Annotated in this window: 8 protein-coding genes; all 8 read right to left on the bottom strand. The window is 67.1% G+C overall.

Translation table 11 applies throughout. The features are described 5' to 3' along the window. Positions 1–40: 40 nt before the first annotated feature. Entirely contained in the window at positions 41–781 is a 741-nt protein-coding gene (locus ACS5PN_RS14260; RefSeq protein WP_439464628.1) for a substrate-binding periplasmic protein, read from the bottom strand. Positions 782–818: 37 nt separating this feature from the next. Further along, the gene (locus tag ACS5PN_RS14255; protein WP_439464627.1) at positions 819–3,164 is read right to left on the bottom strand and encodes a beta-L-arabinofuranosidase domain-containing protein; all 2,346 of its coding nucleotides are present in this window, start codon (positions 3,162–3,164) and stop codon (positions 819–821) included. Positions 3,165–3,166: 2 nt separating this feature from the next. After that, positions 3,167–4,717: a glycoside hydrolase family 43 protein gene (locus tag ACS5PN_RS14250; protein ID WP_439464626.1), complete on the bottom strand. Its 1,551-nt coding sequence runs from the start codon at positions 4,715–4,717 to the stop codon at positions 3,167–3,169. A 201-nt stretch (positions 4,718–4,918) separates the two neighbouring features. Further along, positions 4,919–6,463 carry an alpha-N-arabinofuranosidase gene (locus tag ACS5PN_RS14245; RefSeq protein WP_439464625.1) on the bottom strand — a complete coding sequence of 515 codons (1,545 nt, stop codon included), beginning with the start codon at positions 6,461–6,463 and terminating at the stop codon, positions 4,919–4,921. A 109-nt stretch (positions 6,464–6,572) separates the two neighbouring features. Then, positions 6,573–8,159 (bottom strand): aldehyde dehydrogenase (NADP(+)), encoded by a 1,587-nt coding sequence (locus tag ACS5PN_RS14240; RefSeq protein WP_439464624.1) that lies wholly within the window; start codon positions 8,157–8,159, stop codon positions 6,573–6,575. 11 nt (positions 8,160–8,170) lie between these two features. Next, positions 8,171–9,925 carry an IlvD/Edd family dehydratase gene (locus ACS5PN_RS14235; protein ID WP_439464623.1) on the bottom strand — a complete coding sequence of 585 codons (1,755 nt, stop codon included), beginning with the start codon at positions 9,923–9,925 and terminating at the stop codon, positions 8,171–8,173. Positions 9,926–10,042: 117 nt separating this feature from the next. After that, positions 10,043–10,996 (bottom strand): glycoside hydrolase family 43 protein, encoded by a 954-nt coding sequence (locus ACS5PN_RS14230; protein WP_439464622.1) that lies wholly within the window; start codon positions 10,994–10,996, stop codon positions 10,043–10,045. A gap of 73 nt (positions 10,997–11,069) precedes the next feature. Next, positions 11,070–13,940, bottom strand: a complete 2,871-nt coding sequence (locus tag ACS5PN_RS14225; protein ID WP_439464621.1) for a TonB-dependent receptor — start codon at positions 13,938–13,940, stop codon at positions 11,070–11,072. Between the last annotated feature and the right edge of the window lie 190 nt (positions 13,941–14,130).

Raw genomic sequence — 14,130 nt, 5'->3', positions numbered from 1 at the left:
AATGACATTTCTCGGCCAAGGCATACCGAAAGCGGTATGGCTAGTCACGCAGCCCCAGGCTGACGATACGGACATGCTCGCCGCTGCGACGCAGCTTGTCCAAGCTCTCGTCGAAACGAGAGATCAAATTCCGCTGCTGGGCCGACTTGTTGAAGGCCAGATAGGTCGGGTTCTCGGTCAGCGGGTTGGGCAGCGCACGCACCGAGGGGTAGTCGCCTGTGGCCAGCAAGGCGTCGCCGGACTGCTCGATGGCGATGGCCACATCCAGGAAGCCGCGCTCCAGCTTGCCGAAGTTCTGAGAATCGGAGGACACCGGCTCGACCAGCACGGCGCCCGCCCGCGCGGCCGCATCGAAGGCGTCGCCATAGCTCCAGCCCCGCAGCACGCCGACGCGCAGGCCGCGCAGATCGTCGATGCGGTCGAATAGCCTCAGGCCGCCGCGGCGCGTGTAGACCCGGATGGTCTCTACATGCAGGGCCTGGCTGAAATCGTTGCGCGCCTGGCGGTCGGCCGTCGCATACAGGCCGCCCACGCCATGCTCGGCGCGGTCCAGGCCCGCCAGCGCGCGAGGCCAGGGCAGGCAGACGATACGCGCCGGGACATCCAGCTGGGCGAACACCGTACGCAGCAGCAGCGCATAGACGCCGCGGGGCTGGCCATCGCGGCCGGCATACATGAAAGGCGGGTTCTGGCTGTCGAGGGCGATGACAACCTCGGGCGCGGCGCGGGCAGCGAGCGGCGTGGCGGCAAGGGCGAGGCAGGTGCGGCGGGTCAGCGGCATGGGGGCAGTGGAAAGGCTGCCGGCCCCTGTCGTCAACCTAACGCAGCAGCCGCAGGCCGTAGAGGCCGCCGGCGATGGAGCCGGGTCTTGCCACGAAGTGCACGCTGAGTTTTCCGCCCGATGAGGCGACGAGATCGGCCGGCAGCGGGATGTCGCGGCTGTAGAGAGCCTGGGCTTCGGTCGCCAGCTCCAGCTCGGCAATGACGCGGCCGTTGACAACGACGTCGAAGCGCCGGCCGGCGTCACCGCTGGCCAGGGTCAACCGCAGCACGCGGGCTTGAGACTGGGGATCGTTGAGCTCATAGCTGAACCACTGCCTTGCATGCCGCCAGCGCCCAGCCGGCGCGATGCCGGACTCGACCTCCTCGCCCTTGAAGCCATGGTCGGACTCGGGCTGCTGCTCGCCGGGAGCGACCTGATCGAGGGTCTGGGCGTCCAGCGCCAGGCGCACCGCCTCGGCCTGGGCCAGCTCGGCGCGCATCAGGCTCTGCTGGGCCGGCGTGCCGTGCGCCCAATAGACCATGTAGCGCGAGTCATGCAGGCGGAAGAAGGGAATGAGCTGCAGGTTCTCGCTGCCCTTGCCGCCCTGGATGAGACCAGGCGCCGTGAAGGTCAGCGGCTGGCCGCGCACCGGCCTGAATCGGCGCACGAAGTCGGCCTTGTCGCTGACAAAGACGGGCGCGGCCTCCTGCGGGCAGACGGGTCCTTGAGCGATATGGCCCATGCGCGAGCCATCGGCCTTGAAACTGAGGGCCTCGCCGGGCTGCGGCGTCTTGGCGGCCAGCACGATGGGGCCGTGCAGCACGGCGACGTAGTGCTTCAGGCCGGGCATGGGCTCCAGCGCCGTGCGCATCGGCAGTTCGACATCGACGTGGTCGCCAGCAGCCCAGGCGCGGCGCAGCTCGACATGGCCGCCCGGCCTGGCCTTCACGGCGATCGGCTTGCCGTTGAGCTTGACCTTCAAGGCGCCAGGCCCCACCCAACCCGGGTAGCGGATCTTCAGCGCGAACTCGCCGGCCTCGTGCACGGTCAGCCGCGTGCGCGACTCGTCGGGAAAACGGGTGGTCTGCGTGATGTGGGCGCCGCGCTCGCGCCAGTCGAGCTCGGAAGCGATGAAGAGGTTGACGGTGAGCGAGTCGCCATCGTGGGCGTAGATGAACTCGCCGTGGCGTGCATGGCTCTCGATGCCCGAGCCCACGCAGCACCACATGCCCTGGTCCACCTGCGAATAGACGCGGTAGTGCTGGGGCCGCATCGGCGTGAAGTAGACGAAGCCGCCCTCGCCCGGATGCTGGGACGCGAGGATGTGGTTGTAGAGGGTGCGCTCGTAGAAGTCGGCGTAGCTGCCCCACTCGGGATGCTCCCGTTGCAGCAGCGCCGTCAGCTTCAGCATGTTGTAGCTGTTGCAGGTCTCGGGCCCTTCGACCTCATTCAACATGGGCCTGAAATCGTCGGCCGGATGGAAGTGCTCCTTGACGCTGTTGCCGCCGATGGCGACCGTGCGCTTTTCCGTCACCGTGCGCCAGAAGAACTCTGCCGCGCGCCGGCCTTCGTCCTCGCCGCCAAGCTGGGCGATGCGCGCAAAGCCGATGACCTTGGGGATCTGCGTGTTGGCATGCAGGCCGGTCAGCTTGTCTTCGCCCGCGGCGAGGGGCTGCAGGATGGCCTGGTGGGAGAAGCGGCGGGCCAGGGCCAGATAGCGCCGGTCGCCCGTCATCTCGGCCACGTCGGCCAGCACCTCGTTCATGCCGCCGTGCTCGCTGCGCAGCATGTCCTGCATCTGCGCATCCGTCAGCGGCGCGGTCAGGCGCAAGGCCCAGTCGCTCATGCGGATGAGCATCTGCTTCGCGTCGGCATTGCCTGCATGCACCCAGGCGTCGCGCAGGCCGGCGAAGAGTTTGTGCAGGTTGTACCAAGGCACCCAGCGGCCGTTGACGGAGAAGCTGTCGACCTTGAGCTGACCGGCTGCGACCTCGCTCCAGGCCTTGGCGCCATCGGGGATGCCACCGATATAGCCCGTGCCCAGGGCGTCCTGGCAGCGCTTCAACTCGGCAATGACATAGTCCAGGCGCCGCTTGACCTCGGCGTCACCGGTCGAGGCGACCATCAGGGCCAGGGCCGAGACGTAGTGGCCGCCCATATGGCCATCCAGGCCCGACGACTCCCAATTGCCATAGCTCGGCACCGGCACCGGCAGGCCGGCCTCACGGCGGAAGGGCGCCAGCAGGCGCTCGGGGTCGAGGGCCATCAGATAGTGCAGGTCGGTGGTCTGCGCCTCGAGGAAGGGCCCGTCGAGCAAGCGCACCCGGTCCAGCGGGAAGCCCTGCGTGGCCGCGCCCGCGCCGCTGACGACGAGGGCAAGGGCCAGCAGCAGGGCGCGCATCTTCAAGCCCCCGTGCGAATTGCCCACAGTGACACGCCACCCGACGACAGCGCGCTGAAGCTGACCGCGAAGGCGCCGGCATTCGTATGCCACTGCCGCGACAGCACGCCGACATAGGTCGTGGTGCCCGACGTCAGGGACAGCTTGTTGCCGGCCTTGGTGGTCCACGTGCCCGTCATGCCGCCGCTGACTGTGCCGTCGGCATTCAGCGTGACGTTGATGGAGGGCTTGGTCGTCGCCGTGATGTCCAGGCCGTGGTTGACGAGCTTGTAGGTTCCCGCTGCCTGGGCCGCGCTGATATCGACCGTCTGCGCCGGCGTGGCCAGGCTCAGTGGCGCATAGCGCAGCGGTGCGATGACCAGCCAGCCGTCGTCGTTCAGGTGCATCTCGTGCACACGCACCTCGTGGGCCTCGCCGGTGTTGGGGAAACGCGTGTGGAAGATGATGAAGTACTGCTGGGTCGTCGCGTCGTAGTAGGCCGAGTTGTGGCCGGGCGAGACATAGCCCAGGGCCGTGCCGGTCTCGCCGGCGGCCAGCGCGAACTGGTGGCCGCCGACCAGCTTCATCGCGTGAGGCGTGATGCTGGCGTCGTCGAAGACCGTGCCCGCCGCACCCTTGACCGTGGCCATGTCGGTGCCGGCGCCGTCGACATAGGGGCCGTCGGGAGCGCGCGAGCGCGACACGCGGATGTTGTAGCCGCCGGCCGCATCCAGGCCGCCGAAGGAGCAGAACAGGTAGTAGTACTGGCTCTGCGGGCTGTAGAGGACGTAGGCGCCCTCGATGCGCGCGTGGTTGCCGCCCATCAGGTGCTTGCCATAGCCCTGGCCGGGCTTCACCAGGCCGGTGGCCGGGTCGATCTGCAGGATGAAGAGGCCGCCCGAGTAGGAGCCGTAGATCATCCACAGCTTGCCGGCCGCGTCCTTGAAGACCTGGGGGTCGACGACGTTGGGGTGGACGGTGGCGTCGTAGACAGTTCCGTCTTCGCTGGCCAGCCCCCACATACCGGACTTCAACAGGATCTGCTTGTTGACATAGGGTCCATCGACCTTGTCGGCCACGGCAACACCCAGGGCGGAGCGCGGCGAGTCGCCCTTGCAGGCGCAGTAGTACATGTAGAACTTGCCGTCGTCGAGCCTGGCGACATCGGGCGCCCACAGGTCGGTGACCTGGGCCCAGGCAAAGGTGTCGGCCAACTCGGTCGTGACCTTGCTTCCGAACAGTGGATTGCTGTTGTTGACGCCATCGGCCAGCCGGGTCCAGTTCATCAGGTCCGTGGTCTTGGCGGCCGCGAGGTGGGAGCCGAAGACATAGGCCGTGCCGTCGACGCGGATGACGGACGGGTCATGCACGGAGACGTTGGTGAAGCTGATGGGCGACTGGGTCGGTGTGGGGGCAGGAGCGGGCGTGGGTGCAGGCGCGGGGGTCGGTGCCGGTGCCGGTGCCGGTGCGGGACTGGGCGCCGGCGAGGACGCGCCACCGCCTCCGCCGCCGCAACCGGTCAGCGCAAGGGCGGCCGAGCCTGCGAGGAAGTCGCGTCGGTTCTGAAAGGCCATGATGGATTTGTCTCCGGGTCTGGTGGTGATGTCCGCTGCAGCCTAGGAGGCTCGGCGGCGGCGCACCAATGACATTCCAGGCGCGGTTGATCCTGGTTTTGATATGCCGCGTGCGGACCTCGCACGCAGCGCAAAGCCTGGGCAAGCAGCACGGCAGGCCCAGGGTTGCGGATGGCGGGGAAACGCTGGCCGAGCGGGCGCTCAGCCCTCGACGGCGACGACGACGATCGACTTGGCCGGCAGCTTCAGCGTCAGCTTGCCGCCGGCGGCCTGGGCCTCGAAGGCCTGAGGCACGACCTGGGCCGGCTTGCTGAGTTCGTTCTGCGCATCCATCGCGCCAGCGGTCAGCAGCTGGCCCTTGACGGCCTTGGGGGCGGTGGCCCCCACCTGCAGGGTCAGCTCGGCCGCCTCGTTCGCATTCGAGTTGACGAGGCCGATGTAGAGCTTGCCGTCCTTGGCCCGCGCCGCCGTGGCGGAGATGCCGGGCATCTCGACATTGCCGACCTTGTAGACCGGGTTGTTCTCGATCTTCGCCGGCAGCGAGGTGGCGTCCTGGAAGGGCGTGTACAGCGCAAAGGCGTGATACGTCGGCGTCAGGACAAGCTTGTCCTTGGATGTCAGGATCATGGCCTGCAGCACATTGACCATCTGCGCGACATTGCTCATCTTGACCCGGTCGGCATGGGCGTGGAAGACGTTGAAGTGCAGGGCCGCCAGCAGCGCGTCTCGCAGCGTGTTGCGCTGGACCAGGAAGCCGGGGTTGCTGCCCGGCTCGGGGTCGTACCAGCTGCCCCATTCGTCAAAGTACAGCGCCAGGCGTTTCTGCGGATCGTTCTTGTCGAGGATGGTCGTGCTGCGGGTCAGCGTGTCGTCGATCTTGCCGACCTGGGACAGCATGGAGATCCACTCACCCTCGGGGAAACCGACGGCCGAGCCCTTGCCTTCCCACTTGCCGCTGGGGAAGGTGTAGGCGTGGTGAGCAATGGCATCGAAGTTGAAGCGCACGCTCTTGCTGAGGACATCCGTCCACGTCGTGTCGGTGTCGTTGCCGCCGCTGGCGATGAACTTGGGCCGGTTGTTCTCGGGCGTCTTCAGGAAGGTCGCCCAGTGCCGGTACATGTCGGCGTAGTACTCGGGGCGCATATTGCCGCCGCAGCCCCAGGTCTCGTTGCCCACGGCGAAGTAGTGCACGCGGAAAGGCTTGTCGCGGCCGTTCTTGCGGCGCAGTTCCGCCAGCGTGGACTTGCCCTCGGCCGTCATGTACTCCAGCCACTCGGCCATTTCCTGCGGGCTGCCGGTCCCCATATTGCCGTTCACATAGGCCTCGGCGCCCAGCTGCTCGACCAGGTCGAAGAACTCGTGGGTGCCGACGGCGTTATTCTCGGGCACGCCACCCCAGGTGGTGTTGACCTTGACCGGGCGCTTGCCGCGCGGGCCGATGCCTTCGCGCCAGTGGTATTCGTCGGCAAAGCAGCCGCCGGGCCAGCGCACCAGCGGCACCTTGAGTTCCTTCAGCGCCGCGACGACGTCCTTGCGCCAGCCGCGCACGTTCGGGATCTTGGACTCGGGGCCCACCCACATGCCCTCGTAGATGCCGGTGCCGAGATGCTCGGCGAACTGGCCGTAGACATTGCGGTGGATGACGGGGCCGGGCTGGTCGGCGTTGACGACCAGCTTGATGTCGGCGGCCAGCGCGCTGGCGTTCACCGCGAGCATCGCCACCAGGGCGAGCAGTTGCTTCTTCATCGTGTTGTCTCCTTCGTTGTTCTCAAGAACACAGCCACAGAGGCACAGAGACACAGAGGCAGTGGTGCTTTCTCTCTGTGTCTCTGTGTCTCTGTGGCTTTGTTGGATTTCAGTTGCGGGTCAATGCACCATCACGGCGCCGCCAGACGCCGCGCTCATTCGGTTCGCGCAACACGGCCGGCAGCAGGGCGCGCGGCAGGTTCTGATAGCAGACCGGGCGCAGGAAGCGCTGGATGGCCGCGGTGCCGACGGAGCTGCTGCGGCCGTCGGACGTGGCCGGGAAGGGCCCGCCGTGGACCATGGCCGTCGACACCTCGACGCCGGTGGGATAGCCATTGGCCAGGATGCGGCCGACCTTGCGTTCCAGTGCGGGCAGCAAGGCGCGGGCGGCGGCGAGATCGGTCTCGTCGTCATCCTGCAGTTGCAGCGTGGCGGTCAGCTGACCTTCCAGGCCCTCGATGACGGCCAGCAGTTCGGCCTCGTCCTTGCATGCGACCAGCAGGGAAGCCGGGCCGAAGATCTCGGCCGACATCTGGTGATTGGCGAGAAAAGCCGCGCCGGTCGTCTTGAACAGGCTGGGTGCACCCTGGCAGCCGGCGGAGGCGCCGCGCAGCAGCGTGTCGACCTGGGCCTGGCCGGCGAGCTGGTCCTCGCCACGCTGGTAGGCGCCGGCGATGCCGGGGGTCAGCATGGTGCCGGCGGAGACAGGCTTGAGTGCTTCAGCCGCGGCCTTGGCGAAGCGGTCGAAGTCGGCGCCGGCGATGCCCAGCACCAGGCCGGGGTTGGTGCAGAACTGGCCCACGCCCATGGTGAGGGACGCAGCAAAGCCGGTCGCGATGTCGGCACCCCGCTCGGCCAGCGCGCCGGGCAGCAGGACGACCGGGTTGATGCTGCTCATCTCGGCATAGACCGGGATGGGCTGGGGGCGCGCCGCGGCCGCGGCCATCAGTGCGATGCCGCCGCTGCGCGAGCCGGTGAAGCCGACGGCCTGGATGGCGGGGTGGCGCACCAGGGTGTCGCCGATGCCATGGCCGCTGCCGGTCAGCAGGGCGAAGACGCCGGCGGGCAGATTGGACTTGCGCACCGCCTCGACGACGGCGCGACCGACCAGTTCGGACGTACCCGGGTGGGCCGAGTGCGCCTTCACGACGACGGGGCAGCCTGCGGCAAGCGCCGCGGCGGTATCGCCACCCGCCACCGAGAAGGCCAGCGGGAAGTTGCTGGCGCCGAAGACGGCCACGGGGCCGACGCCGACAAAACGCAGGCGCAGGTCGGGCCGCGGCGGCTGGCGCTGCGGCAGGGCGGTGTCGATGCGGGCGTCCTGCCAGCTGCCTTCGCGCAGCAGCTCGGCGAACAGCTTCAACTGGTTCATCGTGCGGCCGCGCTCGCCTTCCAGGCGCAGGCGTGGAAGGCCGGTCTCGGCCATGGCGCGCACGATGAGGTCGTCACCGAGGGCCAGGATCTGGGCCGAGATCTGGTCGAGGAAGTCGGCTCGCTCGTGGTCGCTCGTCGCACGGAAGGCGTCGAAGGCGGCGCCGGCGAGGACGCAGGCCTCGCTGACCTGGGCGGCATCGACAGCGTTGAAGTCGGGGCCGAGGGCTTCGTTCCTGCTGGGGTCGAAGGCCTGGAAGGCGGCACCCTTGCCGCGCACCGCTTCGCCGCCAATCAGGGCCAGGCCTTGAATGGTGTTGCTCATGGATTCAGACCTCAATGGGAGTGGCGCGGCACGGCCGAGCCTCGGCAGCCACGCAAAAAGTCGAAGTCGCAGCCCTCGTCGGCCTGCAGCACGTGCTGGATGTAGAGGTGCCGATAGCCGGTGGCGTCGGCGGGGTCCACGGTCTGGGCCGCGGCCCAGACCTTCAGACGCTCCTGCAGCTCGTCCTCGGGCACGTCCAGGTGCAGGCGGCCGGCGGCGCAGTCCAGCTCGATGAAGTCGCCTTCCTGCACGACCGCCAGCGGCCCACCCGCGCGGGCCTCGGGCGCCACATGCAGCACGACGGTGCCGTAGGCGGTGCCGCTCATGCGCGCGTCGGAGATGCGCACCATGTCCTTGATGCCCTGGGCCAGCAGCTTGGGCGGCAGGCCCATGTTGCCGACCTCGGCCATGCCGGGGTAGCCCTTGGGGCCGCAGTTCTTCATGACGAGGATGCAACTGGCGTCGACATCCAGGTCGGGGTCGCCGATGCGGGCCTTGTAGTCGTCGAAGTTCTCGAACACGACGGCACGGCCGCGGTGCTTCATCAGCTCGGGCGTGGCGGCCGAGGGCTTGAGCACGGCGCCGCGCGGCGCGAGGTTGCCGCGCAGGATGCAGATGCCACCATCCTCGATCAGCGGCTTGTCCAGCGGCCGGATGACCTCGTCGTCGTAGATGGGCGCGTCGACGCAGTTGTCCCACAGGCTCTTGCCGTTGACGGTCAGGGCCTGCGGATGCGGCAGGCGATCGGCCTCGCCCAGGCGGCGGATGACGCCGGGCAGGCCGCCGGCGTAATAGAACTCCTCCATCAGGAAGCGGCCCGAGGGCAGCAGGTCCACGACGGTGGGCGTGCCGCGGCCGATGCGGGTCCAGTCTTCCAGCTCCAGCTCCACGCCCATGCGGCCGGCGATCGCCTTGAGGTGGATGACGGCATTGGTGGAGCCGCCGATGGCCGCATTGACGCGGATGGCGTTCTCGAAGGCTTGCTTGGTGAGCACCTTGGACAGGCGCAGGTCTTCCCACACCATGTCGACGATGCGCATGCCGGACAGATGGGCGAGCACATAACGGCGTGCATCGACGGCGGGGATGGCCGCGTTGTGCGGCAGGGAGGTGCCCAGCGACTCGGCCATGCAGGCCATCGTGGACGCCGTGCCCATGGTGTTGCAGGTGCCGGCCGAGCGCGAGTGGCCGGCCTCGGCGGCCAGGAAGTCGTGCATCTTGATCTCGCCGGCCTTGACCTGCTCGTGCAACTGCCAGACGGCCGTGCCCGAGCCGATGTTCTTGCCGTTGAGCTTGCCGTTCAGCATGGGGCCGCCGGTGACGACGATGGCCGGCACGTCGACGCTGGCCGCGCCCATCAGCAGGGCCGGCGTGGTCTTGTCGCAGCCCACCAGCAGCACGACGGCGTCGACCGGGTTGCCGCGGATGCTCTCCTCGACGTCCATGCTGGCGAGGTTGCGCGTCAGCATGGCGGTGGGGCGCAGATTGCTCTCGCCGCTGGAGAAGACCGGGAACTCGACCGGCCAGCCGCCGGCTTCCAGGATGCCCTTCTTCACATGCTCGGCGAGCTTGCGGAAGTGGGCATTGCAGGGCGTCAGCTCGCTCCAGGTATTGCAGATGCCGATGATGGGCTTGCCCTGGAACTCATGGTCGGGGATGCCCTGGTTCTTCATCCAGGAGCGGTACATGAAACCGTTCTTGTCCTGGGTGCCGAACCACTCGGCGGAGCGCAGCTTGACCTTGCTCTTCTTGTCGTCAGTCGTCATGTCTTGTCTCGGAGGTCGTTCTGGCGGCACGCAGGTTTGCCGCATGGAAACGATGCTAGGAGCGGAGGGATACGCGATCCAATCAATTAACTCGGCGTACCGATATCGAAACCGGCATCAATCGCGCCGGGAAGGCTTGCCAAAGAGGGGCATGCCGTCGGCCGACCAGCGCAGCGGCTTCACGAAGGTGTGGCGGTCGGGGTTCCACAGCGGGTCGCCCTCGATCTCGGTGTAGGTGCGGGCGTGATAGACCAGCAGCACCTCGTCGGGGTTGTCCGTCACGGTGAAACTGTTGTGGCCGGGGCCGAAGACGCTGTCCTCGGCGCAGCTGCGCATCACCGGCTGGACGGACTTGCGCCAGTTCGCCGGGTCCAGCAGGTCGGCGCCTTCGTCGGCCCACAGCAGGCCCATGGCGTAGTTCTCGTCCGTCGCGCTGGCCGAATAGCTGATGAAGACGCGGCCGTGGCGGATCAGCACCGACGGCCCCTCGTTGACGAGGAAGCCGCGGCATTCCCAGTCGTGCTCCGGGCGGCTCAGCAGCACCGGTGCGCCGGCCAGCTGCCAGGGCGTCTGCATCGGCGCGATGTAGAGGTTGGAGTTGCCGGCGATGGCCGGGTCCTTCTGCGCCCACAGGTAGTAGAGCTGGCCGCGGTGGCTGAAGGTGGTGGCGTCCAGGCAGAAGCTGTCGATGCCGGTATCGACCTGGCCGAGGAACTCCCAGGCGCCGCCCAACGGGTCCTGGGCGGCATTCCGGATCGCGTACATGCGGTGCTGGAACATGCCCAGGCCATCCAGAGCACGTGTCGGCGCCGCGGCGAAATAGACATACCAGGCGCCGTCGTTGAAATGCAGCTCGGGCGCCCAGATCAGCTCGGAGTACGGCCCCGTGTCGGGCTTGTGCCAGACGTCGAAGATCGGCGCATCGACCAGGCCTTCGATGGTCGTTGCACGCCGGATCTCGATGCGGTCGTACTGCGGCACCGAGGCGGTGAAGTAGTAATTGCCATCGGCGTGGCGGGAGATGTGGGGGTCGGCGCGCTGGCGGATCAGCGCCTCAAGCAAGTCGGACATGATGGGTACTGCCAGATGGAAAAAGGGCGCTGCCGGGAAGATCCCTGCAACGCCCGGCGAGCACAGGCTCGACTCAAAGCTTCCAGCGGAAACCGACCGAGAACGCGCGCCCGATCTGGACCGTACCGAAGTTGGTGATCTCCGGGCTGCCGGCGTCGCCGAAGTGGTAGTACTGCTGCTGCATCTCGTTCGTCAGGTTGACGCCGCTGATGTCCAGCGCCATGCGATCGTTGATGTTGTAGGTCAGCTGGAAATCCACGCTCTTCTCCGGCTGGCGCCAGATGCCGATGGGGTTGGCGAACAGCGCAGCTTCGTTGGCGGCCAGGAAGGCGGAGCGACGGACATAGGACAGGCGGGCACCGACCGGGCCCTTCTCGTAGGCCAGCGTCCCATTCCACGACAGCTTGGACACGCCGAAGAAGGGCGTCTCCAGCTGAGAGACGATCTCGCCGGCGCTGTTGGCCGTCGGCACGTTCTGCGACGAGGTCAGGCGCGTCACGCTGCCCTGGAAGCCCAGTCCATCCAGCAGGCCCGGCAGGCCCTTCGGAAAGTAGACCGTGCCCAGTTCGAGGCCACTGATCTTGCCGTTGGACGCATTGACCGGCGAACTGATGACGTAGTCGTAGCCGTTCGTGTGGTCGCCGCCCGAGGTCGAGTTGCGGAAGGGGTCGTTGGCCGGATCGACGTGGACCCGGCGGCGCAACGGCACGACCAGACCCTCGATCTTGCGCTGGAACACGGTGCCGTAGATCGCACTGTCCTTCTGGAAGTACCACTCGCCCGTCAGGTCGAGGTTCTTGGAGCGCGTCGGCTCCAGGCCGGGGTTGCCACCGCCGCCGCCGCCATAGCCGACGCGGGAGACGTCGTCGCTGAGTTGCAGCACCGGATTCAGATCGCCGAAGCCCGGCCGGCGCAGCGTTTCACCATAGTTGAAGCGCACCAGCACGTCCTTGGCCGGCTCGTAGCGCAGCGTCAGGCTGGGCAGGAACTTCCTGGCGGTCTTCTCGCCGTTAGTCGGTGTCACCACCTTGGTGGTGGCGTCGACGGCGTAGGCGGTCATGCTGGTATCGACCTGCACATAGCGCACGCCGAAGTTGGCGCGCAGGGTGCGGCCGAACAGCTGGCTTTCGGTGTCCGCCATCAGGAAGAGGTTGGTGGTGTCTTCCTTCACATCGAAGGTCTTCTGCAGACTCAGCTTGTCGGTCGTCAGGAAGTTCGCATCGACCGAGTTGTAGAGCTTGCGCCACGCATCGATGTTGTCGCGGATGAAGTAGGCATTCGGCTCGATCCAGGAGCGCGGCACGTCCGAGATGTCGCTGCCGAAATTCGAGTTGACGTGGTAGTAGTCGGCGCCCAGCGAGGCCAGGTTGCGCCCCAGGAAGGCCGATTGCGTCCGGTTGGCTTCAGAGGCCTTGCGGCTGTCGAAACGCGCGCCGAAATTCAGCGTCTTCAGCGGACCCCAGTCGGCGTCGTAGACACCGTTCAGGCTGGCGGTTCCGGCGCTGCCCTCGTTGCGGTTGGCGTTGTCGTAGAACTGCGCCACGTTCCACTTGGCCGGGTCCACCAGGTCGGCGTTGTTGTTGAACTTGAAGGCCATGTTGCCGCCGCCCGAATTGAAATCGACGGTGATGGACGGCGCGACGCGATCGATGCGGGTGGCGGTGAATTCCGAGTGGAACTTGCTGGTCTGGTAGGACACATCGCCGTCCAGCCGCAGACGGTCACCGAGATTCCACTTGCCGTTCAGGGCAAGGATGCGGGAATCGGTAGCCGAGGTGGTGTAGTCGCCGCTGTTGAAGCCGTAGACGTCATTCACGGTCCGCGTCTTGATGACGTTGGTGCCCGGGAATGTCGTGATCGTGCCCGCGGGGTTGCTGCCGAGACTGCCCCACCAGTCCACGAAGCTGAACAGCAGGCGGTTGAAGGACTTGTCGCGATAGCCGTTGTACATCGCCTCGAACGTGTACACGGCGTCTGCGTTCGGTTGCCATTGCAGGGCGACGTTGGCGGCCGGGCGCTTGCGCTCGCCCTGGACATCGCTCTGGAAGACGGCGTCACGCGCCAGGTAATACGGGCGTGCCGTGCCGTTGAAGTTCAGGGTCGAACCCGCCTGCTGCGGCAGGCCGGTGTAGGTGCCAGGCGTCCAGATGTTGTTGTCGAAGACGCGCTGCAGCGGCGTGTAGCCGGCCGGAACTTCGGCCGCATTCGGGCTGACGAAGGGCACCATGGCCCCGGGCGTCACGCTCTCGTTGCGGTAGTCCGTCTTGACCATCGACAGATTGACCAGGGCACCGAAGTCACCCGCGTCGGTCTTCCAGCGGTTGCTGGCCAGCGCGCTCAGCTGCGGATTGGCCTTCTTGGCCGGGTCGAGATAGGTTTCCCGCGCCAGCAGCGAAAACTTCGAGCCGCTGAAGTCGAGGGGGCGCAGCGACTTGACGTCGATCTGGCCGGCGATGCCGTTTTCCAGCTGGCCGGCGTCGCGGGTCTTGTAGACGTCGATCTGGCGGACCAGGGTCGACGGGATGTCCTGCAGCGCCACCTGGGTGCCGGAGGCGGTGAAGATGTTGCGGCCATTCCAGGTCGTGGCGATGTCGGGCAGGCCGCGGATCGAGATGGTGCCGACTTCGCCGCCGGCGCGGTTGGTGACCTGGATGCCGGTCACGCGCTGCAGCGCTTCGACGACGTTGTTGTCGGGCAGCTTGCCGATGTCTTCGGCGACGACCGATTCCACGACCTGGTCGTTGGTGCGCTTGTTGGCCAGGCTTTTGGTCAGCGAAGCGCGCACGCCGGTAACGGTCACCGTGTCCAGCGACTCGGCCTTGGCGGCTTCCTGGGCCAGCGCACTGCCGGACAGGACGGCCAGCACGGCGGCGGCGGTCAGGCTGAGGGCAAAGGTCTGGGAATGGGCGCGCGCAGGCAGCGGCGCCAGGCCTTGGTTCTTCATCGTGTCTCCGGGAATCGTTATGGGTAGGCAGGTCCAAACCCGCTCAGCGTCTTCAGCCTCTAGAGGGCTGGTGGGCTCGGGTCTGAATTCATGCTAGGGGGCCGACCGATTCGCGGCTAATCACATTTTTGGACTTCTCGATGCTGGTTTTCGCATCGCATGTCCGGGTTAACCAGCAGGCTTCCCCAGG

The organism is Roseateles sp. NT4 (assembly GCF_051857475.1).
GTDB lineage: Bacteria > Pseudomonadota > Gammaproteobacteria > Burkholderiales > Burkholderiaceae_C > Pelomonas.
Note: the sequence above shows the minus strand (reverse complement) of the source record. Positions and strands in the feature narration are given on the sequence as shown.

Bases quoted from the DNA above. Each gene is read 5' to 3' on its own strand.
- ACS5PN_RS14260 (WP_439464628.1), bottom strand. From the start codon at position 781: ATGCCGCTGACCCGCCGCACCTGCCTCGCCCTTGCCGCCACGCCGCTC.
- ACS5PN_RS14255 (WP_439464627.1), bottom strand. From the start codon at position 3,164: ATGCGCGCCCTGCTGCTGGCCCTTGCCCTCGTCGTCAGCGGCGCGGGC.
- ACS5PN_RS14250 (WP_439464626.1), bottom strand. From the start codon at position 4,717: ATGGCCTTTCAGAACCGACGCGACTTCCTCGCAGGCTCGGCCGCCCTT.
- ACS5PN_RS14245 (WP_439464625.1), bottom strand. From the start codon at position 6,463: ATGAAGAAGCAACTGCTCGCCCTGGTGGCGATGCTCGCGGTGAACGCC.
- ACS5PN_RS14240 (WP_439464624.1), bottom strand. From the start codon at position 8,159: ATGAGCAACACCATTCAAGGCCTGGCCCTGATTGGCGGCGAAGCGGTG.
- ACS5PN_RS14235 (WP_439464623.1), bottom strand. From the start codon at position 9,925: ATGACGACTGACGACAAGAAGAGCAAGGTCAAGCTGCGCTCCGCCGAG.
- ACS5PN_RS14230 (WP_439464622.1), bottom strand. From the start codon at position 10,996: ATGTCCGACTTGCTTGAGGCGCTGATCCGCCAGCGCGCCGACCCCCAC.
- ACS5PN_RS14225 (WP_439464621.1), bottom strand. From the start codon at position 13,940: ATGAAGAACCAAGGCCTGGCGCCGCTGCCTGCGCGCGCCCATTCCCAG.